Source organism: Burkholderia alba (assembly GCF_034721475.1).
GTDB classification, from domain to species: Bacteria; Pseudomonadota; Gammaproteobacteria; order Burkholderiales; family Burkholderiaceae; genus Burkholderia; species Burkholderia alba.
On sequence record NZ_JAWJWL010000006.1, the window covers coordinates 89,560 to 112,628 of the forward strand.

Genomic DNA, 23,069 nt, shown 5'->3' on the forward strand with positions numbered 1-23,069 from the left:
CCGTTTTCCGGAAACCGCCATGGCACTCGAAACCTTCATCAACTCCGAGCCGTTCACGTTCGGCATCGAACTCGAAATCCAGATCGTCAACACGCACAACTACGATCTGACCAAAGCGTCTTCCGACCTGATGCGGCTCATCAAGGACGAGCAGTTTCCCGGCAACATCACGCCGGAAATCACCGAGAGCATGATCGAGCTGTCGACCGGAGTGTGCAAAACGCACGATCAGGCACTGGGCGAACTGCACGCCATCCGCGATACGCTCGTGAAGGCCGCCGACCAGCTGAACGTCGGGCTGTGCGGCGGCGGCACGCACGGCTTCCAGCAATGGAGCGACCGGCAGATCTTCGACGCGCCGCGCTTCCAGTACATCTCGGAGCTGTACGGCTATCTCGCCAAGCAATTCACCGTGTTCGGCCAGCACGTACACATCGGCTGCCCGGATCCCGACAGCGCGCTGTACCTGCTGCATTCGATGTCGCGCTTCATCCCGCACTTCATCGCGCTGTCAGCGTCGTCGCCGTACGTGCAGAACGTCGACACCGGCTTTCATTCGGCACGCCTGAATTCGGTATTCGCGTTTCCGCTGTCCGGCCGCGCGCCGTTCGTGCTCTCGTGGAACGGCTTCGAAGAATATTTCACGAAGATGGTGAACACCGGCGTCGTCAACAGCATGAAGGATTTCTATTGGGACATCCGGCCGAAGCCCGGCTACGGAACGATCGAGGTCCGGGTCATGGATACCCCGCTATCGGTCGATCGGGCCGCGGCCATTGCCTGCTACATCCAGACGCTGGCGCGCTACCTGCTGCTCGACAAACCGTTGAAGCTGTCCGAGGACGACTACCTGGTGTACACGTTCAACCGCTTCGAAGCCTGCCGGTTCGGGCTCGAAGGCACCTGCGTGAATCCGCAGACGGGCGAACGCAAGACGATCGCCGAGGACATCCTCGACACCCTCGATCGCATCGCGCCGCACGCGGCGGAACTGGGATCGCGCGCGGCGCTCGACCAGATCGGGTCGCTGGCGAAAGCCCGGGTCAACGATGCGGCGTGGCTGAGAACGGTCTTCAAGCAGGAGAAGTCGCTGAACGAGACAGTGCGACAGCAATGCCTGCGCTGGCGCGAATGAAAAATAGTTTTTCAATTCCACGCTCCCGACAGCCGGGGGTTTAGGTTTACCTCCGGTTTACGTATACATACGTAGTAGTAGTTAACAAGCCTCGCCCGATCCTGTGGATAACCCCATATTCCATTGGAAAGTCAAAGGCATGCAAAATGGACAACCGCGCGGAACCGGACGGGGTCCGCGTGGATGGCTCGGGATGAAAAAGTGCTTGTGCGTCCAGGGTGTCCGGTTGTCAAGAAACCGCGCACAGCCCGTTCCCGTGGTTATTCAGGGGTTATCCACAGATTCAATGGGATAACTTAGCTGTGCGATTTTCCTCTCTCGCTTAGAATGTCGGCTTCGCGGTGACCGGCGCTGACGGGAGCGTCGCAACCGCACGCATGTTCGTGGCGTGTGCCTCGCGACGGACTTGTGGGACGCGCTTGTCCAGGCGCGTCCTTTTTGAGATAGAGATCCGGATCAGATCTCCCCACAATGGCCGCCCGGGAACAACGGTGGCCGGTAACAGCGAAAAGACTATGAGCGAAGGCGTTTACGGGAATCAGGCAGCCGGGCGAGTGACCCACAGCCTGTTACGGTTGAGCACGGCCATGCGGAGTCAGGCATGGGATTGGGCGGAAGGCGCGGGGTTGACGCCGACGCAGGGCGAGATCCTGGTGCTGCTGCTGCAGCGCAAAGGGCCGATGCGCCTGGGCGAGATTGCGCGCGAAACGCAATTGACCGCGGCCACCACGAGCGATGCGGTGAGCACGCTCGAGCACAAGGGACTGGTCGAAAAGCGCCGCGCGCTCGACGACGGCCGCGCGCTGGCGGTGCGCCTGAGCGCACGCGGTCGTACGGCCGCGAAGAAGGCGCTGCAATGGCCTGACTTCTTGTCGAAAGCGGTCGGTACGCTGGCTGCCGACGAGCAGGGTGCGCTGTATCGCGCGCTGCTGAAGACGCTGCGCGAGCTGCAGGTGCGCGGCGACATTCCGCCGCACCGCATGTGCGTGACGTGCAAGCACTTCCAGCCCGGCAAGGCGGCAAAGAAGCCTTCGTACCGCTGCGCGCTGCTCGACCTGACGATGGCCGATAACGATCTGCGTCTCGATTGCTCGGTGCATGAAGAGGCGGACGCGGCCACGCAGAAGAAAACCTGGAAGGTCTTCGCGCAGATCTGATCCGCGCGACGCGCATCCCGTTCGACCGGAGCCTGCCGATGAATGCCGAAGTCGTTGCGATTCGTCACGTGCATTTCGAGGATCTCGGGAGCTTCGAACGGGTGCTCGGCGAGCGCGGTCGGCGGGTGCGTTACGTCGATGTCGGCGGCTCGCGGTTCGAGGTGCTGGATCCGCTCGAGCCGTCGCTGCTCGTGATCCTCGGCGGGCCGATCAGCGCGTACGACGACGATCAGTATCCGACCACGGCGCCGCTCGTGGCGCTGATCAAGAAACGGATCGACGCGGGTTTGCCGACGCTCGGCATTTGCCTCGGCGCGCAGCTGATCGCCCGGGCGCTCGGCGCGCGGGTCTATCCGGGTGCGCAGAAGGAGCTGGGCTGGATTCCGCTCACGCTGACGGGAGCGGGGCGCGCGTCGCCGCTGCGGCACCTGGACGGCGCGCGGACCTCGATGCTGCACTGGCACGGCGATACCTTCGATCTGCCGCCCGGCGCGATTCACCTGGCGTCCACGCCGTCATGCCGGAACCAGGCTTTCTCGTGGGGCGGCCACGTGCTTGCGCTGCAATGCCACCCGGAAATCCGCACGGACGGTTTCGAGCCCTGGCTGATCGGCCATGCGGGCGAAGTGGCCGCGACCCCAGGTACCGACGCGAAGCAGTTGCGCGAACACACGGCGCTGCACGGCCCGAGCCTCGAAGCGGCCGCGCGCGCGATGCTCGGCGAATGGCTCGACGCAACCGGCGTCTGATCTCCGTTCGCCATTCGCCGGGAGCGCCGTCAGCGCGCGACAGCACCGCGTGCTAACCTCGTCCGCTCGTTCTTCTTCTCTGCGAGCGGTTTCCATGAGCGCCTTGTTCTCCCCGTTCACGCTGCGCGGTGTGACCCTTCCGAATCGCATCGTCATCTCGCCGATGTGCCAGTACTCGGCCGAGCGCGGCGAGGCGAGCGCATGGCACATGATCCATCTCGGCCATCTCGCGCTGTCGGGTGCGGGCCTGCTGTGTCTCGAAGCGACCGCGGTCGAGCCCGACGGGCGTATCTCGCCGGCCGATCTCGGGTTGTGGGACGACGTCACCGAAGCGGCGCTCGAGCCGGTGCTGGCGGCGATCCGCAGACATTCGCCGATTCGCGTCGCGATGCAGCTGTCGCATGCGGGCCGCAAGGCATCGAGCCAGGTGCCGTGGGAGGGCGGCCAGCTGATCCCGGTTGCGGAGGGCGGCTGGCTGCCGCATGCGCCGTCGGCCGTGCCGCACAAGCACGGCGAGACGCCGCCGCTCGCACTCGACACGGCCGGGCTGAACCGGATCCGCCACGCCTTCGGCGCGGCGGCGAAGCGGGCGGCGCGGCTCGGCATCGACGCGCTCGAAGTGCATGCGGCGCACGGCTATCTGCTGCACCAGTTTCTGTCGCCGCTCGCGAACCAGCGCACCGACGAATATGGCGGGTCGCGGGAGAACCGGATGCGGTTTCCGCTGGAAATCTTCGACATCGTGCGCGAGGCGTTTCCGGCCGAGCGCCCGGTCGGCGTGCGGGTGTCCGCGACGGACTGGGTAGAGGGCGGCTGGGAGCTGGACGATACGGTCGCGTTCGCGCATGCGCTGAAGGCGCGCGGGTGCGACTGGGTGGACGTGTCGTCGGGCGGTGTGTCGCCGCTGCAGAAGATCCCGCTGTCGCCAGGCTATCAGGTGCCGTTCGCACAGGCGGTGAAGCATGCGGTCGGCATGCCGACGATCGCGGTCGGACTGATCAGCGATCCCGAGCATGCGAACCGGCTGATCGAGGAGGGCGACGCCGACTTCGTCGCGATGGCGCGCGCGATGCTCTACGATCCGCGCTGGCCGTGGCATGCGGCGGCGCAACTCGGCGCGACGGTGAGCGCGCCTCCGCAATATTGGCGCTCGCAGCCGCGCGACCAGAAAATGCTGTTCGGCGACGTGTCGTTCGGGCAGCGTTGAAGGAACAAGACGACATTCACGCGCGATATCGGCGCCTGATGTTGAACGAAGCAACATCAACCGTGTACGATTCGGTTGGTTCGTCGCTTCCCGGCACGCGGCGCCCCCGGCGCCGCGTTTCCATTTCGGCGGCGTATCGGCAAACAGCGGCCGGCGCCGCGTTTCACCGTTTCAGGTTCAAGTCGTCTTCACAAGGATTCGTTCGATGAGTTCACGCAGGATCGCGGTACGCCGCTCGGGGGTACACGGCAAGGGCGTTTTCGCCGTGGCATCCATCAAGGCGGGTGAGCGCGTGGTGGAATACAAGGGCGAGCGGATCTCCTGGAAGGAGGCGCTGCGACGCCACCCGCACGATCCCGACCAGCCGAACCACACGTTCTACTTCGCGCTCGAGGAAGGCGGCGTGATCGACGGCAAGATCGACGGCAACAGCGCGCGCTGGATCAATCACTCGTGCGCGCCGAACTGCGAGGCCGAGGAAACCGGCGGCCGCGTGTATGTGCACGCGCTGCGCGACATCGAGCCGGAAGAAGAACTGTTCTACGACTACGGCCTCGTGATCGACGCGCGCATGACCAAGAAGCTCAAGCGCGAATACGCCTGCCATTGCGGGGCGAGCACCTGCCGCGGCACGCTGCTCGCGACGACGCAAGACGAAGCCAAGAAGAAAAAGAAGAAGGACAAGAAAGACGGCAAGGACAAGAAAAAGAAGAAGTAACGGTCCTTGCCGGACGCTGCGCGAGCGCGCAGCGTCCCGGCCGGCGGCTTCGCCGCCGCGTCAGGCGGAGGCCGCCGACGATTCGGGAGCGGGATGCGCGGGCGCGACAGCCGCGCCCGCGAGCGGAATTCGCACGATGAAGCGGGAACCGCCTTCCGGCGCGTCGCGGTAGGTCACGGTGCCGCCGTGCATCGCGATGATGTCGTGCACGATCGCGAGACCGAGCCCCGCGCCGGTTTCGACACCGTTGCCGCTCTGCGCGTCGCCGCGGAAGAAGCGCTTGAACAGGTCCGCCTGCTGGCCTGCCGGGACGCCCGAGCCGTTGTCCTCGACGCTGATTTCGGCGGCTGGCATGCCGCTCTCCAAGCCGTGCGAAACATTCACCGTGATGCGGGCGCCTTCCGGCCGCGCGAGCGGCACGTACTTCAGCGCATTGTCGAGCAGGTTCGCGATCACCTCGCGCAGCAGCACCGGATTGCCGCGCACGATCATCGGCGGCTCGTCGGCGGCGTGGGCCATCGAGTGATCGTCGGCCGCCGGATCGTCGCTGCGCTGGAAACCGAGATCGACGTGCGCGGCCAGCGCGCGCGGCACCCATTCCGCACCGGTTTCGAAAGCGAGCGCCGCGATGTCGACGTTGACGAAGCGTGCGGCCTGTTCGCCCGGCTCCGCGCGCGCGAGCGACAGCAGCTGGTTGGAGAGCCGCACCGCGCGATCGGCGGCGGAGCGCAATTCGTGGACGGCGGTGAGGGTCTGCTGCGGATCGCGCGCGATGGCGGCCTGTTCCGCATGCAGCTTCACGGCGGTGAGCGGCGTGCGCAGCTGGTGCGCGGCGTCGGCGATGAACTTGCGCTGGGCGTCGAGCGCCGTTTTCAGGCGACCGAGCAGGGCGTTCATCGCGCTCGTCAGCGGCCGGATTTCGAGCGGCACCTCGGTTTCGTCGACGGGTTCGAGCGACGTATGGGTCTGCCGGTTCAGCGAGTCGGCGAGATGGGTGAGCGGGCCGAGCTGCTGGTTGACGACGCGCCACACGATCCCCCAGCCGGCGAGCAGCAGCAGCAGCAGCGGCATCATGATCGCGACGAGGAACTCCGCCGCGATCTGGTAGCGATGCCGCACCGGCTGAGCCACCTCGACGATCATCGGGTTGCCGCCGTCCGACTGCTCGACCCGTACCTGCGCGACCCGCACGGAGTGATTGTCGTACTCGGCTTCGAAGACATACGCGAAATGCATGCGCCGCACGCTGGTGCCTTGCAGCGGCAGCTTCGGATCGCCCGCGAGTTCGTGCTCGCCGTCGCTGATCCGGTAGATCAGCTGTTCGGCGGGATCGGAGAACATCGCCTGCGCGAGCGGCGGGACGGTGAAAGGCGCATCGGGGCCGGCGATCTGGATCTGCTTCGAGATCGCGGTGGCGAGATCGGCGAGCGAGCGGTCGATCACGTGCTGCGTGTACTGCCACGCGAGCCAGTAGGCAATGAGGCCGCTCATCAGCGCGAGCATCGACAGCGGCGCGGCAAGGCGCCGCAACAGGGAGCGGCGCAGGCTGGTCACAGCCGGATCAGATGACATCGCGTGACGGAAATGGATAAGCGCCGCTCATCCGAGCGGCGCGGTCTTGCATCAGGCAAAGCGAGGCGACGTCGCGCCGCGCTTGCCGCACGTGCGTGTCAGACGCTGGCGGTCTGGCGAATTTCCTGCAACAGATAGCCGAAGCCGCGAACCGTGACGATTTCGACTCGGCACTGTTCGAGCTTTTTGCGGACCCGGTGCACGTAGACTTCGATCGCGGTGTCGCCGAGATCGCCGCCGAAGTGCGTCAGGTGATCCTGCAGCTGAGCCTTGCTGACCACGCGGCCGTGACGCAGCAGCAGCATCTCGAGCACCGCGAATTCGCGCGGCGACAGTTCGAGCGGCTTGTCGTCGTTGAAGATGCGGCGGTCGACGCCCGACAGGCGCACGCCACCGAGCGACACTTCCGGACGCGGCATGTCGCTGTGCGGGCCGCTGCGGCGCATCACCGCACGGATCCGCGCTTCCAGCTCGGCGGGTTCGAACGGCTTCAGCATGTAGTCGTCCGCGCCGGAGTTCAGGCCTTGCACGCGGTCGTTCAGCTCGTCGCGCGCGGTCAGCACGATGACGGGCGTATGCCGGTTGGTCTGGCGAAAACGCGACAGCAGGGTCATGCCGTCGATACCGGGCAGGCCGAGGTCGAGGATCACGAGTTCGTGGCGATTCTGCGCGAGCGCCTGCTCGGCAAAAATGCCGTCGTGAACCATGTCGACGGTGAAGCCTGCTTGTTCGAGGCTGCTTTGAATGCCGCGTGCGATGGGGCGGTCATCTTCGATCAGAAGGAGTCGCATGAGATTCGCTCAAGTACAATGGGTTGGCGGTTCAGGCACGCGGACAGCACGACGCCGTTTCCACAGGGACGTCACAAGCCTGACGACAAGCGCAGCGGCCAGCGAACACATTCATTTCCCTATGTCCGACATCTCGATCCACGACCTTGAAGCCGCGATCAATTTCTGGCGCGCTCGCTCACCGTCGAGCGGCGACGAACTCAAACTCTGCGAAGAGGCAAGCGCGCTCTCCAAGCCGTATGCGCTGCTGATTGTACAGCGCCAAAGCGCGCTGCAACTGCAAGGATTAGACCCTAAGGCGAGGAAGGCTTGGGAGTCTTACGTTCGCCTTAAGGACGGCTTGGAAAGCTGAAGGCTTTCGCTTCATTCATCATAGAAAACGCTTGTTGAAAGCGAAACGTTGACGTGAAGGTTTTCTTGCCGCGTCAGGGTTATTACGCAATATTCGCGTGCTTGCCCGCGGTGTCGATGAAGTGCGCGAGCTTGATGTCGCGTTCGGTGAGCCCGTCGGCGTCGTGGGTCGACAGCGTGATGTCCACGCGGTTGTAGACGTTGAACCATTCGGGATGGTGATCCATTTCCTGCGCCTTGATCGCGACGCGCGTCATGAAGCCGAATGCCTCGTTGAAGTCGGCGAAGCGCAGGCTGCGCTGGATGGCGTCGCGGCCGGCGACGGCTGCCCAGTGCGGCAGGTCGGCGAGCAGGGTCTTGCGTTCTTCGGATGTCAGTTTGTGAATCATGGCGTACCTCGTTCGGTGGCGGCGCGGCCGCGCGCGTGACGCGCGGCGTGGCGCCGGTTCCGGACATTCTTCCACACTTGGCCGGCGCTCAGGCGTCCTCGTCGTCCGCCCAGCCTTCCCCGGTGCCGCGGGTCAGCACGAGATCGGTGTCGAGCACCGCGCCCGCCGGATGTTCCGCGGCTTGCGCAAGCCGGCTCGCGAGGGCGCGCGCATCGACGTGAGCGAGCGCGAACAGCTGGTCGAAATCGTCGATGACGAAGTACGTCTTCTGGAACGTGTCGATACGGAAGCGGGTGCGCATCACGCGGTCGAGCTCGAAGCCGATCCGGTTCGGCGCATCGCTTTCCAGGCTGTAGAGCGTTTCGCCCTTGCTCGACACGATCCCCGCGCCGTAGATGCGCAGGTCGCCCGTCTGCGCGTTCACGCGGATCAGGCCGAATTCGACCGTGTACCAGTAGAGGCGGCCCAGCAGCGCGAGCGCTTGCGGATCGTCGGCGACCGCGAGCGCGGCCCGGCCGTACGCGTGCATGTAGTCGGCGAACACCGGATCGATCAGCAGCGGGACATGGCCGAACAGGTCGTGGAAGCAGTCCGGCTCTTGCAGGTAGTCGAGCTGGTCCGGGCGGCGCATCCACCAGGTGACCGGGAAACGGCGGTTCGCGAGGTGCTCGAAAAATACCCGGTCGGGCACGAGGCCCGGCACGGCGACGATTTCCCAGCCGGTCGCCGGCTTCAACTGGCGATTGATGGCGGAGAACGACGGCACGCCGGCGGGGGACAGATCGAGACGCGCGAGACCGGCGACGAATGCATCGCATGCGCGGCCCTGCAGTAGCGCCGCCTGGCGCGCGTAGAGTTGGTTCCACACTGCGTGGTCGACCTGGCCGTAGCGTTCGAACGGCTGGTCGATGGTGAAATCGGCGCGGGTTTCGAGACCCGCGTCGAACTGTTCTTTCAGTTTCGCGGTGACGACGGTGGACATGATCGGCTCTGGCTTTGCATCGGGTTTCAATGATTGCAAGTGTAGAGCGGCCGACGCGCGGATTGGGCGCAAAGATGGCGGAAATTCCATTTGTAATGCGATAATCCCGCATCAAATATAAAATTGACGCGGAGGATGCTCATGTTGGAACTCGATCACTTCGATCTCGCGCTGCTGGAGGTGCTGCAGCGTTTCGGCCGGGCGACGCACCAGCAGCTCGGCGAGGAGGTGCCGCTGTCGCCGTCGCAGATCGGCCGGCGGTTGCAGCGTCTCGAGGCGGCGGGGGTCATCGACGGCTATCGGGTCGTGTTGCGGCCCGAACGGCTCGGGCTCGGCGTGACCGCATTCACGAGCCTGAAGCTCAAGCACCACGGCGATTCGATCATCGAGCAGTTCCAGCAGCAGATCGACGTGCTGCCCGAGGTGCTCGAATGCCATGCGGTGGTCGGCGATGCGGACTATCTGCTGCGGATCGTCGCGCCGGATCTGAACGCGCTGTCGTCGTTCGTGATGAAGAAGCTGATGCGGGTGCCGGGCGTCGACAGCGTGCGCTCGAACATCGTGCTGACGACCTTCAAGCGCAACGGGCCGCTGCCGCTCGCCCATCTGGAGCCGGGCGCGCCGGCCGCGTGACGGGCCGGCGCCTCGGCCGCCGCCCGGAGCTCAGGCGGGCGTGCCGGCCTGCGCGTTGAGCAGGTCGACATAGGCGAGCGCGACCAGATCGTCGCTGTGCACGCCCAGCTTCTCGAACACGGCATGCGCCTCGGCTTCGCCGCCCGCTTCGTCGTCGTCGGGCGCGAGCACGACTTCCAGTTCGACGAAATCGCCCAGGCCGTCGACGCGGTCGAGGTGAATCCGCGTGCGTCCCGCCAGGTAGACGTGGCGCCCCTTGGTCACGATGCCGCGGGTGGTCAGCGCGGTGGCGAGCAGCGAGTGCATCGCGTCGGGGTTGGTGACCGGGCTGCGCGTGTAGTACGACGCCTTCGGGCCGTCCAGGTCGTCGCGCTGGTAGAAAATCAGTTCGGCGGGCGTGCCGTCCTCGAAGCGGCGCAGCTTCAGGCGACCGCGCGGGACGTCGTAGAAGAAATCCTGCTGGCGATAGAACAGCGGGGCGTCGGTTGCGAGCGAGGCGGCGCGTTCGCGCAGCTGGTCGAATTCGCGGGCTCGGGCTTTGATTTCGATATTGCGGGCCATGCGGATCTCCTTCGGTGAACGGGCGACGGCGTCGAACGGACAATCTAACAAAAAGCATGCGACCGCGGCGTGACGCGTGCGTGCCCGACATCATGAGCCGGGCTCATATCGCCCATTGTGCGTCGATCAGTCGCAGCGCGGCAGCGATCGCCGGTTCGTCGCGGCGGGCGGCGAGCGTCACGAAGGTCAGCTCGGTCGCCACCGTCACGCGCTCGACGATCGTCAGTGCGTGCGCATGCGCTTCGCGCAGCGCAATCGAGTCGCGCGCGAGCGTCAGGCCCACTCCCGATTTGACCAGGTCGAGCATCGACGGCTCCTGGTCGACTTCCGCCACCTTCACCGGCTGCGCGCGCGCTTCGGCGAAGCGGCGCGACAGCAGCCGGTGGTGCGCGGACGCCGGCGGCGTCCAGATCCACGGCAGCGCGGCGAGCGAGCGCCAGTCGTGCGCGCGCAGCACGCGCTCCTTCCAGCCGGCGGGCGCGAGCACCCGGTACTGGAAGTGAGTCAGCGTCAGGGTGTGGAACAGCGCGGCGTCGCGCGGCTCGTCCTCGGCCGGCTGGCCGATGTAGTAGCCGACGTCCAGCTCGCGCGCGCGCACCTGATCGAGCACCCAGCCGGACATCCCATGCCGGAGCGCGGTCTCGATCTGCGGATAGGTTTCGACCAACTGCTTCAGAAATCCGCCCAGCCGCAGGAATTCGGGATCGAGGATGGTGCCGATCCGTAGCCGTCCGCGCACTTCCTGGCGCAGCGCGGCGGCGGCCCGCTGCACGTCGGTCGCGGCGGCGAGCGCCCGCTCCGCGTGCGGCAGCAGCGCCTGGCCGTCGCGAGTCAGCGCCAGCCCGCGAGACGTTCGCGTGAACAGCACCACGCCGAGCAGTTCCTGCAAATGCTTGATCTGCAGGCTGACGGCCGGCTGGGTGAGGTGCAGCTGGGTCGCGGCGCGCGTCAGATTGCCTTCGCGGGCCACCGCGGCGAACGCGCGGAGCAGTGTCAGGTCCATCGAGTGATATTAGCGCGGCTTATAACGCAGTTGAGCATAACTCATTGGATTCGCGGCGGGGCGCGCGGGTACGCTTGATTCGAACGCCGCCGGATACCCGGCGCCCGGATCATCCCAACGGAGAACAAGGACATGAGCGAGACTCACCCCGACGCGGCCCGCGTGCGCGCGCTGCATCACTTCATCGGCGGCCGCGCGGTGGACGGCGCCAGCGATCGCTACAGCGACGTGTTCAACCCGGCCACCGGTGCCGTGACGGCCCGTGCGCCGCTCGCCGGCGCGGCCGAGGTCGATGCGGCCGTCGCGGCGGCGCAAGCCGCGTTTCCGGCCTGGAGCGAGACCGCGCCGATCAAGCGCGCGCGGGTGATGTTCCGCTTCAAGGCGCTGCTCGACCAGCATCACGAGGCGCTGGCCGAGCTGATTACCCGCGAGCACGGCAAGGTGCTGTCCGACGCGAAGGGCGAGGTGATGCGCGGCATCGAAATCGTCGAATTCGCGTGCGGCATTCCGAACCTCCTGAAGACCGATTTCACCGACCAGATCGGCGGCGGCATCGACAACTGGAACCTGCGCCAGCCGCTGGGCGTCGTGGCCGGGGTCACGCCGTTCAATTTCCCGATGATGGTGCCGTGCTGGATGTTCCCGGTCGCGATCGCGTGCGGCAACACGTTCGTGCTGAAGCCTTCCGAGCGCGATCCGTCGACGGCGCTGCGGCTGGCCGAACTGTTGAAGGAAGCGGGCCTGCCCGACGGCGTGTTCAACGTCGTGCACGGCGACAAGACGGCGGTCGATGCGCTGATCGAACACCCGGACGTCGCGGCGCTGTCGTTCGTCGGCTCGACGCCGATCGCCGAATACATCTACACGGAAGCCACGCGGCGCGGCAAGCGCGTGCAGGCGCTGGGCGGCGCGAAGAATCACCTGGTCGTGATGCCCGACGCGGATCTCGATCAGGCGGTCGATGCGCTGATCGGCGCCGCCTACGGGTCGGCGGGCGAGCGCTGCATGGCGATCTCGGTCGCCGTGGCGGTCGGCCACGTCGCCGATGCGCTGATCGAGCGTCTCGTGCCGCGCGTGAAGTCGCTCAAGATTCGCGACGGCATGGACGGCGAAGCCGAAATGGGGCCGCTCGTCACGGCCGCGCATCGCGCAAAGGTGTCCGCGTACATCGACGCGGGTGTCGCGGCGGGCGCGAAGCTCGTGGTCGACGGGCGCGGCCATGTCGTCGAGGGGCGCGAGAGCGGCTTCTTCCTCGGCGGGACGTTGTTCGACGACGTGTCGACCGACATGTCGATCTATCGCGAGGAGATTTTCGGGCCGGTGCTCGCGATCGTCCGCGTGCCGGATTTCGCGAGCGCGGTGAAGCTGATCAACGCGCACGAGTTCGCGAACGGCGTGTCGTGCTTCACGTCGGACGGCGGCGTCGCGCGCGCCTTTTCGCGGCAGATCCAGGTCGGGATGGTCGGCATCAACGTGCCGATTCCGGTGCCGATGGCGTGGCATTCGTTCGGCGGCTGGAAGCGGTCGCTGTTCGGCGATCATCACGCGTACGGCGAGGAGGGCGTGCGCTTCTACACGCGCTACAAGAGCATCATGCAGCGCTGGCCGGACAGCATCGCGAAGGGTGCGGAATTCACGATGCCGGTCGCGAAGTGACATCGACCGGCACCCATGCAACGGGCGCTTCGCATCGACGTAGAGCGAAGCGTTCCGCGCGCACTATGCTATGAAGGAGACGCGGCGCGCGGAGCGGTCCGACGGGACGTTGGCGCGCGCCGCGCCGCATGGGAACAGAGGAGACAGGAGGCGAGTAGTGGCCATACAAGCAACGCTCGAAGGCGAATTCGACTACATCGTCGTCGGTGCCGGCACAGCCGGCTGCGTACTGGCGAACCGGCTCACGGAGGACGCCAATGTGTCCGTGCTGCTGCTCGAGGCGGGCGGCAGGGACGACTATCACTGGATTCACATTCCGGTCGGCTACCTGTATTGCATCGGCAATCCGCGCACCGACTGGCTCTACAAGACGCAGCCCGAGGCGGCGCTGAACGGCCGCGCGCTGGCGTATCCGCGCGGCAGGGTGCTGGGCGGCTCGTCGTCGATCAACGGCATGATCTACATGCGCGGCCAGCGCGAGGACTACGACGAGTGGGCGCGCGCGACGGGCGACTCGGGCTGGGCGTGGGACGCGGTGCTGCCGATTTTCAAGCGCAGCGAAGACCATCACGCCGGGCCGAGCGACGCGCACGGCGCGGGCGGTCTGTGGCGCGTCGAGAAGCAGCGGCTGCGCTGGGAGATCCTGGAAGCGTTCGCGCAGGCGGCGCAGCAGACCGGCATCCCGGCCACCGACGATTTCAATCGAGGCGACAACGCGGGCGTCGGCTATTTCGAGGTCAACCAGAAGCGCGGCGTGCGTTGGAATGCGTCGAAAGCCTTTCTGCGGCCGGCGTTTTCGCGCGCGAACCTTACCGTGATCACCGGCGCGCAGGTGGACCGTCTGCTGTTCGAGGGCAAGCGCTGTACCGGTGTCGCGTATCGCGGCGGCGGCACCGACTATTTCGCGCGCGCGCGCGGCGAGGTGCTGCTGACGGCCGGCGCGGTGAATTCGCCGCAGCTGCTCGAACTGTCGGGCATCGGCGCGGGGCGCCGGCTGCAATCGTTCGGGATCGACGTCGTGCATGATCTGCCGGGCGTCGGCGAGAATCTGCAGGATCATCTGCAGTTACGGATGGCGTTCCGCGTGCAGCACGTGCGCACGCTGAATACGTTGTCCGCGCACTGGTGGGGCAAGCTCGCGATCGGCGCCGAATATGCGTTGCTGCAGCGAGGGCCGATGTCGATGGCGCCGTCGCAGCTGGGCGCGTTCGCCAAGTCGAACCCCGGCGATCCGGCATTGACCCGGCCCGATCTCGAATACCATGTGCAGCCGTTGTCGCTCGATCGCTTCGGCGAGCCGTTGCATCGCTTCAATGCGTTTACCGCGTCGGTGTGCCACTTGCGTCCCACGTCGCGCGGCAGCATCCATATCGCGTCGCCGGACCCGCTGCAGGCGCCCTCGATCGCGCCCAATTACCTGTCGACGGAGCACGACCGCCGCGTGGCCGCGAATGCACTGCGGCTGACGCGCCGCATTGCCGGCGCGCAGGCGCTCGCGCGCTACGCGCCGGAGGAAATCCTGCCCGGCGCGCGCTACCAGACCGAAGCGGAACTGATCGAAGCGGCCGCCGCGGTGGGCACGACGATCTTTCATCCGGTCGGCACCTGCAGGATGGGCCGCGACGACGATCCCGCCGCGGTGGTCGACAGTCGGCTGCGGGTGCGCGGCGTGACCGGCTTGCGGGTGGTGGACGCCTCCGTGATGCCGACGATCACGTCGGGCAATACGAATTCGCCGACGCTGATGATCGCCGAGCGCGCGAGCGATCTGATTCGGGCGGACCGGCGGCACGCGGCGGAAAACCGCGCGCCCGCGCACGATGGCATGACGGCGTCCGCGGTCTAGCCGCCACGACGAGCGAACGCGCCGGACGATGGGTTAACCCGCATCCGGCGCGGCGCATCGAACCGGTCGCGCAGTGCGCGTGGCGTGCGCTCGCGTGCCGGCCACGATCGATGGCGCGCGACTGCGTCGCCGCCGTCCGGCGAAAGCGAACCGCCGGCGGAAAAATCCTTCGCATTCCCTTCAGACTGGATTGCAAGCTCGCAATCCTTACAGCTTATAAGTGCAAATCCCGATGAATGCGCTGCACCAACGGCGCGACAATGACGCGCAGTGTGCAGCATGCATCTGCGCGGGGAGATGCATCCCCGATGCCGCACACCACGCTCGGGGGCAGCCCTCTTACCCGCTGAATCATTCGCAGCCGCTTGTGCGAACTCTCCCAGTGCTTCGCCTCACTTCGTATGGAAGGGAACATGATTCTCGGCGACACGATTCTGGAAACGCGCGGGCTCACGAAGGAATTCAAGGGCTTCACCGCGGTGAACGACGTCAATCTGCGCGTGCGGCGCGGTTCGATCCATGCGCTGATCGGCCCGAACGGCGCGGGCAAGACCACCTGCTTCAATCTGCTGACCAAATTCCTGACGCCGACGGCGGGCCAGATCGTCTTCAACGGTATCGACATCACCGACGAGCGTCCCGCGCAGATCGCGCGGCGCGGCATCATCCGCTCGTTCCAGATCTCCGCCGTGTTTCCGCACCTGAGCGCGCTGCAGAACGTGCGCGTGGGACTGCAGCGCTCGCTTGGCACGGCGTTCCATTTCTGGCGCAGCGAACGCGCGCTGAAGCGGCTCGACGATCGTGCGATGGACCTGCTCACCCAGGTCGGCCTCACCGACTTCGCGCACGTGCCGACGGTGGAGCTGGCTTACGGCCGGAAGCGCGCGCTCGAGATCGCGACGACGCTCGCGATGGAGCCGGAGCTGATGCTGCTCGACGAACCGACCCAGGGCATGGGTCACGAGGACGTCGACCGCGTGACCGCGCTGATCAAGAAAGTCGCGAACGGCCGCACGATCCTGATGGTCGAGCACAACATGAACGTGATCGCGGGCATCTCCGACACGATTACCGTCCTGCAGCGCGGCGAAGTGCTCGCCGAGGGCGCCTATGCGGAAGTGTCGAAGAATCCGCTCGTCGTCGAAGCCTACATGGGCAGCGCCGAAGCCGCGCTCGCGGGGGCGCACGCATGAAGCACAGCGAACGGGAGGAGCGGGAATTGAGCGGCGTCGAGAGCGGCACGCCCGCGCTGACGATCGCCGGCCTCGAAGCGTGGTACGGCGAGTCGCATATCCTGCATGGCGTCGACCTCACGGTGTACCGCGGCGAGGTCGTGACCCTGCTCGGCCGCAACGGTGCGGGCCGCACGACGACGCTGCGCGCGATCATGGGCCTGACCGGCCGGCGCAGCGGCTCCGTCCGGATCGCGGGACACGAAACGATCGATCTCGCGACGCACCGGATCGCGCACCACGGGGTCGGCTATTGCCCGGAGGAGCGCGGCATCTTCTCGAGCCTGTCGTGCGAGGAAAACCTGTTGCTTCCGCCCGTGGTCGGCGTGCGCGACGATGCGATGTCGCTCGACGAGATCTACGCGCTGTTTCCGAATCTCGCGTCGCGGCGGCAGAGTCAGGGCACGCGCCTGTCGGGCGGCGAACAGCAGATGCTCGCGGTGGCGCGGATCCTGCGCACCGGCGCGAACCTGCTGCTGCTCGACGAGATTTCCGAAGGGCTCGCGCCCGTGATCGTGCAGACCCTCGCGAAGATGATCGTCACGCTGAAGGCGCGCGGTTACACCATCGTGATGGTCGAGCAGAACTTTCGTTTCGCGGCGCCGCTCGCCGACCGCTTCTACGTGATGGAGCACGGCCGCATCGTCGAGCATTTCGGCGCGGCGGCGCTCGAATCCAAGATGCCCGTATTGCACGATTTGCTCGGCGTCTAGCCCGCGGGCCGACGCCGGGGACAGCCTTGCCCGTTCAGGCTGTGATGACGCCGATAACCACAACGCACAACACCAGGAGACGTCAATGAAACTGAAGACCCTCGCGCACGCGTGTCTGGCCGTCGCGGCCGTCTGGGCGGCCGGCGCGGCGCAGGCCGCCGATACGGTGAAGATCGGCTTCATCACCGACATGTCGGGCCTGTATGCGGACATCGACGGCCAGGGCGGCCTCGAGGCGATCCGGATGGCCGTCGCCGATTTCGGCGGCAAGGTCAACGGCAAGCCGATCGAGGTGATGTACGCCGATCACCAGAACAAGGCCGACATCGCGGCGTCGAAGGCGCGGGAATGGATGGACCGAGGCGGGCTCGACCTGCTGGTCGGCGGCACGAATTCCGCGACGGCGCTGTCGATGAACCAGGTCGCGGCGGAGAAGAAGCGCGTGTACATCAACATCGGCGCCGGCGCGGACACGCTGACCAACGAACAGTGCACGCCGTACACGGTCCATTACGCGTACGACACGATGGCGCTCGCGAAGGGCACGGGGTCGGCGGTGACGAAGCAGGGCGGCAAGACCTGGTTTTTCCTGACCGCCGATTACGCGTTCGGCAAGGCGCTCGAGAAGAACACGTCCGACGTCGTGAAGGCGAACGGCGGGCAGGTGCTGGGCCAGGTGCGGCATCCGCTGTCGGCGTCGGATTTCTCTTCCTTCCTGCTGCAGGCGCAGGCGTCGAAGGCGCAGATCCTCGGGCTCGCGAACGCGGGCGGCGACACGGTCAACGCGATCAAGGCGGCGAAGGAGTTCGGCATCACGAAGACGATGAAGCTCGCGGCGCTGCTGGTATTCATCGACGACATCCACAGCCTGGGCCTCGAGACGACCCAGGGTCTCGTGCTGACGGACAGCTGGTACTGGAATCGCGACGACGCGTCGCGCCAATGGGCGCAGCGCTATTTCACGAAGACCAAGAAGATGCCGTCCAGCCTGCAGGCCGCCGACTATTCGTCGGTGACGACCTACCTGAAGGCTGTGCAGGCGGTCGGCTCGACCGATTCGGACAAGGTGATGGCGCAGCTCAAGAAACAGAAGATCGACGACTTCTACGCGAAGGGTTACATCCGGACCGACGGCAGCATGATTCACGACATGTACCTGATGGAAGTGAAGAAGCCGTCGGAGTCGAAGGAGCCGTGGGATTACTACAAGATCCTCGCGACGATTCCGGGCGAGCAGGCGTTCGGCACCAAGCAGGAAACGCGCTGCGCGCTGTGGAAGTGACGGGCTGACGCCGCCGCGCCGGGGAGCGGCGCGCGGCGTTCAGAGCGGGCGGCGGAGGGCGTCGCCCGCGAGCGGTACGGGCTGCGGACATAACGATTTCATTCTGACGGCAGATTCGATGGATATCTTCGGCATTCCGATGTCGGCGATGCTGAGCCAGTTGCTGCTCGGGCTCGTCAACGGTTCGTTCTACGCGATTCTGAGTCTCGGGCTCGCGGTGATCTTCGGGCTGCTCAACGTGATCAACTTCGCGCACGGCGCGCTGTTCATGCTGGGCGCGATGCTTGCCTGGATGGGCCTCGCGTATTTCGACGTGCCGTACTGGGCGATGCTGGCGATCGCGCCCGCGATCGTCGGCCTGTTCGGTATCCTGATCGAACGATCGATGCTGCGCTGGCTCTACAAGCTCGATCATCTGTACGGGCTGCTGCTGACGTTCGGCCTGACGCTCGTCGTCGAAGGCGTGTTCCGCTCGGTCTACGGATCGTCCGGGCAGCCGTACGACGTGCCGGCGCTGCTGTCCGGCGCGACCGATCTCGGCTTCATGTTCCTGCCGAACTATCGCGCGTGGGTCGTGGCGGCGTCGCTCGCGGTGTGTCTCGCGACCTGGTTCGTGATCGAGAAGACCCGCCTCGGCGCGTACCTGCGCGCTGGCACGGAAAACCCGAAGCTGGTCGAGGCGTTCGGTGTGAACGTGCCGCTGATGATCACGCTGACCTACGGCTTCGGTGTCGCGCTGGCCGCTTTCGCGGGCGTGCTGGCCGCGCCGGTCATCCAGGTGTCGCCGCTGATGGGGCAGCCGATGATCATCACGGTATTCGCGGTGGTCGTGATCGGCGGGATGGGCTCGATCCTCGGCTCGATCCTGACGGGGCTGCTGCTCGGCGTCGTCGAGGGCTTCACTCGGGTGTTCTATCCGGAAGCCTCGGCGACGGTCGTGTTCGTCATCATGGCGATCGTGTTGCTGATCCGCCCGGCGGGTTTATTCGGCAAGGAAAAATGATGCGGAAGAAAGCGCTCTACGGCCTGCTGCTGCTCGGCATGATTGCCGCGCCGTTCGCGGGCGCGTATCCGGTGTTCGTGATGAAAGTGCTGTGCTTCGCCCTTTTCGCGGCCGCGTTCAACCTGCTGATCGGCTATACCGGACTGCTGTCGTTCGGACATGCGATGTTCCTCGCGACCGCGGGCTACGCGACCGGCTATGCGATCCAGACGCTCGGCGTCACGCCCGAATTGGGCGTGCTCGCGGGCACCGCGGCCGCGACCCTGCTCGGGCTGGTCGTCGGCCTGTTCGCGATCCGACGGCAAGGAATCTATTTTGCGATGATCACGCTCGCGTTCGCGCAGATGGTGTACTTCATCTATCTGCAGGCGCCGTTCACGCACGGCGAGGACGGTTTGCAGGGCGTGCCGCGCGGCCGTCTGTTCGGGCTGCTCGATCTCTCGTCGGATCTCACGCTCTACTACGTGGTGCTCGCCGTTGTGGTGCTCGCGTGCCTGTTTATCGTGCGCATCGTCCATTCGCCGTTCGGCCAGGTGCTGGTTGCGATCAAGGAAAACGAGCCGCGCGCGATTTCGCTCGGCTACGACACCGACCGTTTCAAACTGCTCGCGTTCGTTTTGTCGGCCGGCCTGGCGGGCCTGGCGGGGTCGCTGAAAGTCGTCGTGCTCGGCTTCGAGACGTTGGGCGATGCGTACTGGACGATGTCGGGCCTCGTGATCCTGATGACGCTGGTGGGCGGGATGGGGACGCTGTTCGGCCCGCTGCTGGGCGCCGCGCTGATCGTCGCGCTCGAGGACCGGCTCGGCGACATCGGGGGATGGCTCGCCGCGCTCACGGGCGTGGACTGGTTCCATTCGCTCGGCGAGTCCGCCACGATCGTCACCGGCCTGATCTTCATCGCTTGCGTGCTGGCGTTCCGCAGGGGCATCGTCGGCGAGGTCGTGGCTCGGATAAAGCCGCTGCGCACGTCATGATGCAGAGCACCAAAATGATTCGGAATCCGATGCAATTTGTCTGGCAAATGGCGATGTGGGAAGGGATCGGCGATGCCCCAATTTCGTGCGGCGATGCACCATAGGGGTAAATGCTAGGTTGTCGCGCCGCGTAGGGTTGCTTTAATCTTCGTCTCAGTTCTGATGCACCGCGATACGAATTTGCAGGTGGAGAACGAGGAGACAATCGAGGCACTCAGTGCCCGGCCCGAAAGCGCTGTTGGACGGAATCCAACAGCGCTTTTTATTTTTGCGCGCGCGAATGCGTTGCGCCCGCCCGATTCCGCAACGGCATCTTGCCGATTTCGCGCCACCCGCGCCGGTCCGGGCTAACCCGTGTGTCGCGCGCGGTATGCGTCCGCTACACTCGCTTTTCCCTGACCGTTCGGTCGGGAATTGCGGGGCATCCTCAGAACAACGATCAGCGAATCTCGGAGACAGGTTTGATGAAGCGGGCGTGGCGGTTTCTCGGCATCAGCGCGGCATGGGTGGCAACGGGCATCGCAGGCCCGGCATTCGCCGATATCAAGGTCGGCGTGACGCTCTCCGCCACCGGCCCGGCCGCGTCGCTCGGCATCCCCGAAAAGAACACCATCGCGCTCCTGCCGAAGGAGATCGCGGGCCAGAAGGTCAGCTACGTCGTCCTCGACGACGCGACCGATTCCACCCAGGCCGTGAAAAACACCCGCAAGCTCACCAGCGAAGACAAGGTCGACGTGGTGATCGGTTCCACGTCGGTGCCCAATTCGCTCGCGATGATCGACGTTGCCGCCGGTACTTCCACGCCGATGATCTCGATGGCGGCTGCCGCGTCGATCGTCGAGCCGATGGACGCGAAGCGCGCCTGGGTGTTCAAGACGCCGCAGAACGACATCCTGATGGCGAGCGCGATCGCCGATCACATGGCGAAGCGCGGCGTGAAGACGGTCGCGTTCATCGGCTTCAGCGACGCGTACGGCGAGAGCTGGTTCAAGGAGTTCGGCCGGGCGGCCGCGGGCCGGAAGATCGAGGTCGTCGCGAGCGAGCGGTTCGCGCGCAACGATGCATCGGTGACGGGCCAGGTGCTCAAGATGATGTCGAAGCGACCCGACGCGATTCTGATCGCGGGCGCGGGCACGCCGGCCGCGCTGCCGCAGAAGACGCTGAAGGAGCGCGGCTACCGGGGCGGGATCTACCAGACGCACGGCGTCGCCAACAACGATTTCCTGCGGGTGTGCGGCAAGGATTGCGAGGGCACGTATCTGCCCGCCGGTCCGCTGCTCGTCGCCGACCAGCTGCCCGATTCCAACCCCGTCAAGCCATCCGCGCTCGCGTACAAGCGTGCCTACGAGGCGGCCTACGGCGCGGGGACCGTCTCGACTTTCGGCGGTCATGCGTGGGATGCCGGGCAGTTGCTGCAGCGAGCGATCCCGGTCGCGCTGAAGAAAGGGCCGCCCGGCACGCCGGCGTTTCGCGAGGCGCTGCGCGGCGCGCTCGAGGACACGCGCAATGTGGCAGGCGCGCACGGCGTGTTCAACTTGAGCGCGACCGATCACGCGGGCCTCGATCAGCGCGCGCGCGTGATGGTCGAGATCGTCGGCGGCCAGTGGAAGCTGGTGCAGGATTAGTCGACGGGCCGCTCGTCACGATACGGAATGAACGGACAAGGCGCGTGCAGCAGGACGCGCCTTTTTTGTTGATCGCGCGGCGCGCCGCGCGAGTCGCACGCAGGATGCGCGACGCCACAGCGCGCAGGGAGGGCGGGGCGCACGACCCGCGCCGGTACTCGTCGGCGGAAGACGAGGCTGGACGCGAGGCGGCACGATGCTTGGATTCGGGTACCGGTCACGCGCCGGATCGATCAATACGCGGGTTTGGAGACACGCAATGAAGATGAATCGATGGATGCAGGCCGTGCTGGCGGCCGGCCTGGTGTGCGGGGTAACGGCCGCATCGGCGCAGGTGAAGATCGGCGTGACCGTGTCGGCCACCGGGCCCGCCGCGTCGCTCGGCATTCCCGAGAAGAACACCATCGCGCTGCTGCCGAAGGAGATCGGCGGAAAGCGCGTCGACTACATCGTGCTCGACGATGCCTCGGATACGAGCCGCGCGGTGCAGAACGCCCGCAAGCTGATCGACGAGGATCACGTCGACGCGATCATCGGTTCGTCGGTGACACCGAACTCGCTGGCGATGATCGACACCGTCGCGCAAGGCAAGACGCCCACGATCTCGCTCGCCGCAAGTGCGCAGATCATCGCGCCGATGGATGCGAAGCGCGCGTGGGTATTCAAGACGCCGCAGAACGATCGGCTGATGGCCGACGCGATCGCCGGCTACATGGCGAAGCACGGCGTGAAGACGGTCGGCTTCATCGGTTTCGCGGATGCGTACGGCGAAGGCTGGTACGCGGTGTTCAACGCCGCGGCTGCCGCGAACGGACTCAAGATCGTGAGCAACGAGCGCTACAACCGCACCGATGCGTCCGTGACCGGGCAGGTGCTGAAGGCGCTGAGCGCGAACCCCGATGCGATTCTGATCGCCGGCGCGGGCACGCCGGCCGCGCTGCCGGCGAAGACGCTGAAGGAGCGTGGCTACAAGGGCAAGGTCTATCAGACGCACGGCGTCGCCAACAACGATTTCCTGCGCGTGTGCGGCAAGGATTGCGACGGCGAGCTGCTGCCCGCCGGCCCGGTGCTCGTGACCGACCAACTGCCCGATTCGAATCCGGTGAAGAAGCCGTCGCAGGCGTACAAGGCGGCCTACGAGAAAGCATACGGCGCGGGCACCGTCGCGACGTTCGGCGGCCACGCGTGGGACGCCGGGCTGATGCTGTCGCGCGCGATCCCGGAGGCGCTCAAGAAGGCCCAGCCGGGGACCGAGGCGTTCCGCGAAGCGCTGCGTTCGGCGCTCGAAAACGTCAAGGATCTGCCGGTGTCGCATGGCATGATCAACACGGCGCCGACCGATCACAACGGCTTCGATACGCGCGCCCGCGTGATGGTCCAGATCGTCGACGACAAATGGAAGTTGCTGGGCGACTGAGCCTCGCGGGGCGGGGTGCGCGTTCCGGAAAGTGCGCCGCTGGGCATATCCCGCCGGCGCGCCGGATGCTCTA

The 23,069-nt window shown here is 66.0% G+C and carries 22 protein-coding genes; 16 read left to right on the top strand and 6 right to left on the bottom strand.

What is annotated here, in order from left to right; genetic code table 11:
- Positions 1-19: 19 nt before the first annotated feature.
- The 5 genes from RZR99_RS08390 (at position 20) to RZR99_RS08410 (ending at position 4,966) form a co-directional block, all read left to right on the top strand.
- Entirely contained in the window at positions 20-1,135 is a 1,116-nt protein-coding gene (locus RZR99_RS08390; RefSeq protein ID WP_323119288.1) for a YbdK family carboxylate-amine ligase, read from the top strand.
- A gap of 515 nt (positions 1,136-1,650) precedes the next feature.
- Positions 1,651-2,292 (top strand): MarR family winged helix-turn-helix transcriptional regulator, encoded by a 642-nt coding sequence (locus RZR99_RS08395; protein ID WP_323119289.1) that lies wholly within the window; start codon positions 1,651-1,653, stop codon positions 2,290-2,292.
- Between the two features lie 38 nt (positions 2,293-2,330).
- Entirely contained in the window at positions 2,331-3,041 is a 711-nt protein-coding gene (locus RZR99_RS08400; protein WP_323119290.1) for a glutamine amidotransferase, read from the top strand.
- A gap of 94 nt (positions 3,042-3,135) precedes the next feature.
- Positions 3,136-4,248: an NADH:flavin oxidoreductase/NADH oxidase gene (locus tag RZR99_RS08405; RefSeq protein WP_323119291.1), complete on the top strand. Its 1,113-nt coding sequence runs from the start codon at positions 3,136-3,138 to the stop codon at positions 4,246-4,248.
- A 205-nt stretch (positions 4,249-4,453) separates the two neighbouring features.
- A complete protein-coding gene (locus RZR99_RS08410; protein WP_323119292.1) occupies positions 4,454-4,966 on the top strand; it encodes an SET domain-containing protein in 513 nt (170 codons plus the stop codon).
- A 60-nt stretch (positions 4,967-5,026) separates the two neighbouring features.
- Here RZR99_RS08410 and RZR99_RS08415 read toward each other — a convergent pair whose 3' ends face one another.
- Complete coding sequence (locus RZR99_RS08415; RefSeq protein ID WP_323119293.1) at positions 5,027-6,538, bottom strand: sensor histidine kinase; 1,512 nt, start codon at positions 6,536-6,538, stop codon at positions 5,027-5,029.
- Between the two features lie 98 nt (positions 6,539-6,636).
- Positions 6,637-7,329 carry a response regulator transcription factor gene (locus tag RZR99_RS08420; protein ID WP_004195796.1) on the bottom strand — a complete coding sequence of 231 codons (693 nt, stop codon included), beginning with the start codon at positions 7,327-7,329 and terminating at the stop codon, positions 6,637-6,639.
- Between the two features lie 121 nt (positions 7,330-7,450).
- Between RZR99_RS08420 and RZR99_RS08425 the strand changes: the two genes are divergently transcribed.
- Positions 7,451-7,681, top strand: coding sequence for a DUF3717 domain-containing protein (locus tag RZR99_RS08425; protein WP_323119475.1), 231 nt, complete (start codon positions 7,451-7,453; stop codon positions 7,679-7,681).
- An 82-nt stretch (positions 7,682-7,763) separates the two neighbouring features.
- On the opposite strand, the gene RZR99_RS08430 is transcribed toward RZR99_RS08425, so the two are convergent.
- A complete protein-coding gene (locus RZR99_RS08430) occupies positions 7,764-8,069 on the bottom strand; it encodes a 4a-hydroxytetrahydrobiopterin dehydratase (protein ID WP_323119294.1) in 306 nt (101 codons plus the stop codon).
- Between the two features lie 88 nt (positions 8,070-8,157).
- On the bottom strand, positions 8,158-9,051 hold the full coding sequence (phhA, locus tag RZR99_RS08435) for a phenylalanine 4-monooxygenase (RefSeq protein ID WP_323119295.1): 894 nt from the start codon (positions 9,049-9,051) through the stop codon (positions 8,158-8,160).
- 141 nt (positions 9,052-9,192) lie between these two features.
- On the opposite strand from phhA, the gene RZR99_RS08440 reads away from it, so the two are divergent.
- A complete protein-coding gene (locus RZR99_RS08440; RefSeq protein ID WP_323119296.1) occupies positions 9,193-9,684 on the top strand; it encodes an Lrp/AsnC family transcriptional regulator in 492 nt (163 codons plus the stop codon).
- A 30-nt stretch (positions 9,685-9,714) separates the two neighbouring features.
- Here RZR99_RS08440 and RZR99_RS08445 read toward each other — a convergent pair whose 3' ends face one another.
- The gene (locus RZR99_RS08445) at positions 9,715-10,245 is read right to left on the bottom strand and encodes a class IV adenylate cyclase (RefSeq protein WP_323119297.1); all 531 of its coding nucleotides are present in this window, start codon (positions 10,243-10,245) and stop codon (positions 9,715-9,717) included.
- 103 nt (positions 10,246-10,348) lie between these two features.
- On the bottom strand, positions 10,349-11,248 hold the full coding sequence (locus RZR99_RS08450) for a LysR family transcriptional regulator (protein WP_323119298.1): 900 nt from the start codon (positions 11,246-11,248) through the stop codon (positions 10,349-10,351).
- Positions 11,249-11,380: 132 nt separating this feature from the next.
- On the opposite strand from RZR99_RS08450, the gene RZR99_RS08455 reads away from it, so the two are divergent.
- The 9 genes from RZR99_RS08455 (at position 11,381) to RZR99_RS08495 (ending at position 22,996) form a co-directional block, all read left to right on the top strand.
- The gene (locus RZR99_RS08455; protein WP_323119299.1) at positions 11,381-12,904 is read left to right on the top strand and encodes a CoA-acylating methylmalonate-semialdehyde dehydrogenase; all 1,524 of its coding nucleotides are present in this window, start codon (positions 11,381-11,383) and stop codon (positions 12,902-12,904) included.
- Between the two features lie 157 nt (positions 12,905-13,061).
- Complete coding sequence (locus RZR99_RS08460) at positions 13,062-14,750, top strand: GMC family oxidoreductase (protein WP_323119300.1); 1,689 nt, start codon at positions 13,062-13,064, stop codon at positions 14,748-14,750.
- 413 nt (positions 14,751-15,163) lie between these two features.
- Complete coding sequence (locus tag RZR99_RS08465) at positions 15,164-15,943, top strand: ABC transporter ATP-binding protein (protein ID WP_323119301.1); 780 nt, start codon at positions 15,164-15,166, stop codon at positions 15,941-15,943.
- A complete protein-coding gene (locus tag RZR99_RS08470) occupies positions 15,940-16,695 on the top strand; it encodes an ABC transporter ATP-binding protein (protein ID WP_323119302.1) in 756 nt (251 codons plus the stop codon). The genes RZR99_RS08465 and RZR99_RS08470 overlap by 4 nt, the downstream gene beginning before the upstream one ends.
- A gap of 85 nt (positions 16,696-16,780) precedes the next feature.
- Positions 16,781-17,977, top strand: a complete 1,197-nt coding sequence (locus RZR99_RS08475; RefSeq protein ID WP_323119303.1) for an ABC transporter substrate-binding protein — start codon at positions 16,781-16,783, stop codon at positions 17,975-17,977.
- 118 nt (positions 17,978-18,095) lie between these two features.
- Entirely contained in the window at positions 18,096-18,980 is an 885-nt protein-coding gene (locus RZR99_RS08480; RefSeq protein ID WP_323119304.1) for a branched-chain amino acid ABC transporter permease, read from the top strand.
- Positions 18,980-19,954, top strand: a complete 975-nt coding sequence (locus tag RZR99_RS08485; RefSeq protein ID WP_323119476.1) for a branched-chain amino acid ABC transporter permease — start codon at positions 18,980-18,982, stop codon at positions 19,952-19,954. The genes RZR99_RS08480 and RZR99_RS08485 overlap by 1 nt, the downstream gene beginning before the upstream one ends.
- A 464-nt stretch (positions 19,955-20,418) precedes the next feature.
- The gene (locus tag RZR99_RS08490) at positions 20,419-21,579 is read left to right on the top strand and encodes an ABC transporter substrate-binding protein (protein WP_323119305.1); all 1,161 of its coding nucleotides are present in this window, start codon (positions 20,419-20,421) and stop codon (positions 21,577-21,579) included.
- Between the two features lie 259 nt (positions 21,580-21,838).
- Positions 21,839-22,996 carry an ABC transporter substrate-binding protein gene (locus RZR99_RS08495; protein WP_323119306.1) on the top strand — a complete coding sequence of 386 codons (1,158 nt, stop codon included), beginning with the start codon at positions 21,839-21,841 and terminating at the stop codon, positions 22,994-22,996.
- The last annotated feature ends 73 nt before the right edge of the window (positions 22,997-23,069 follow it).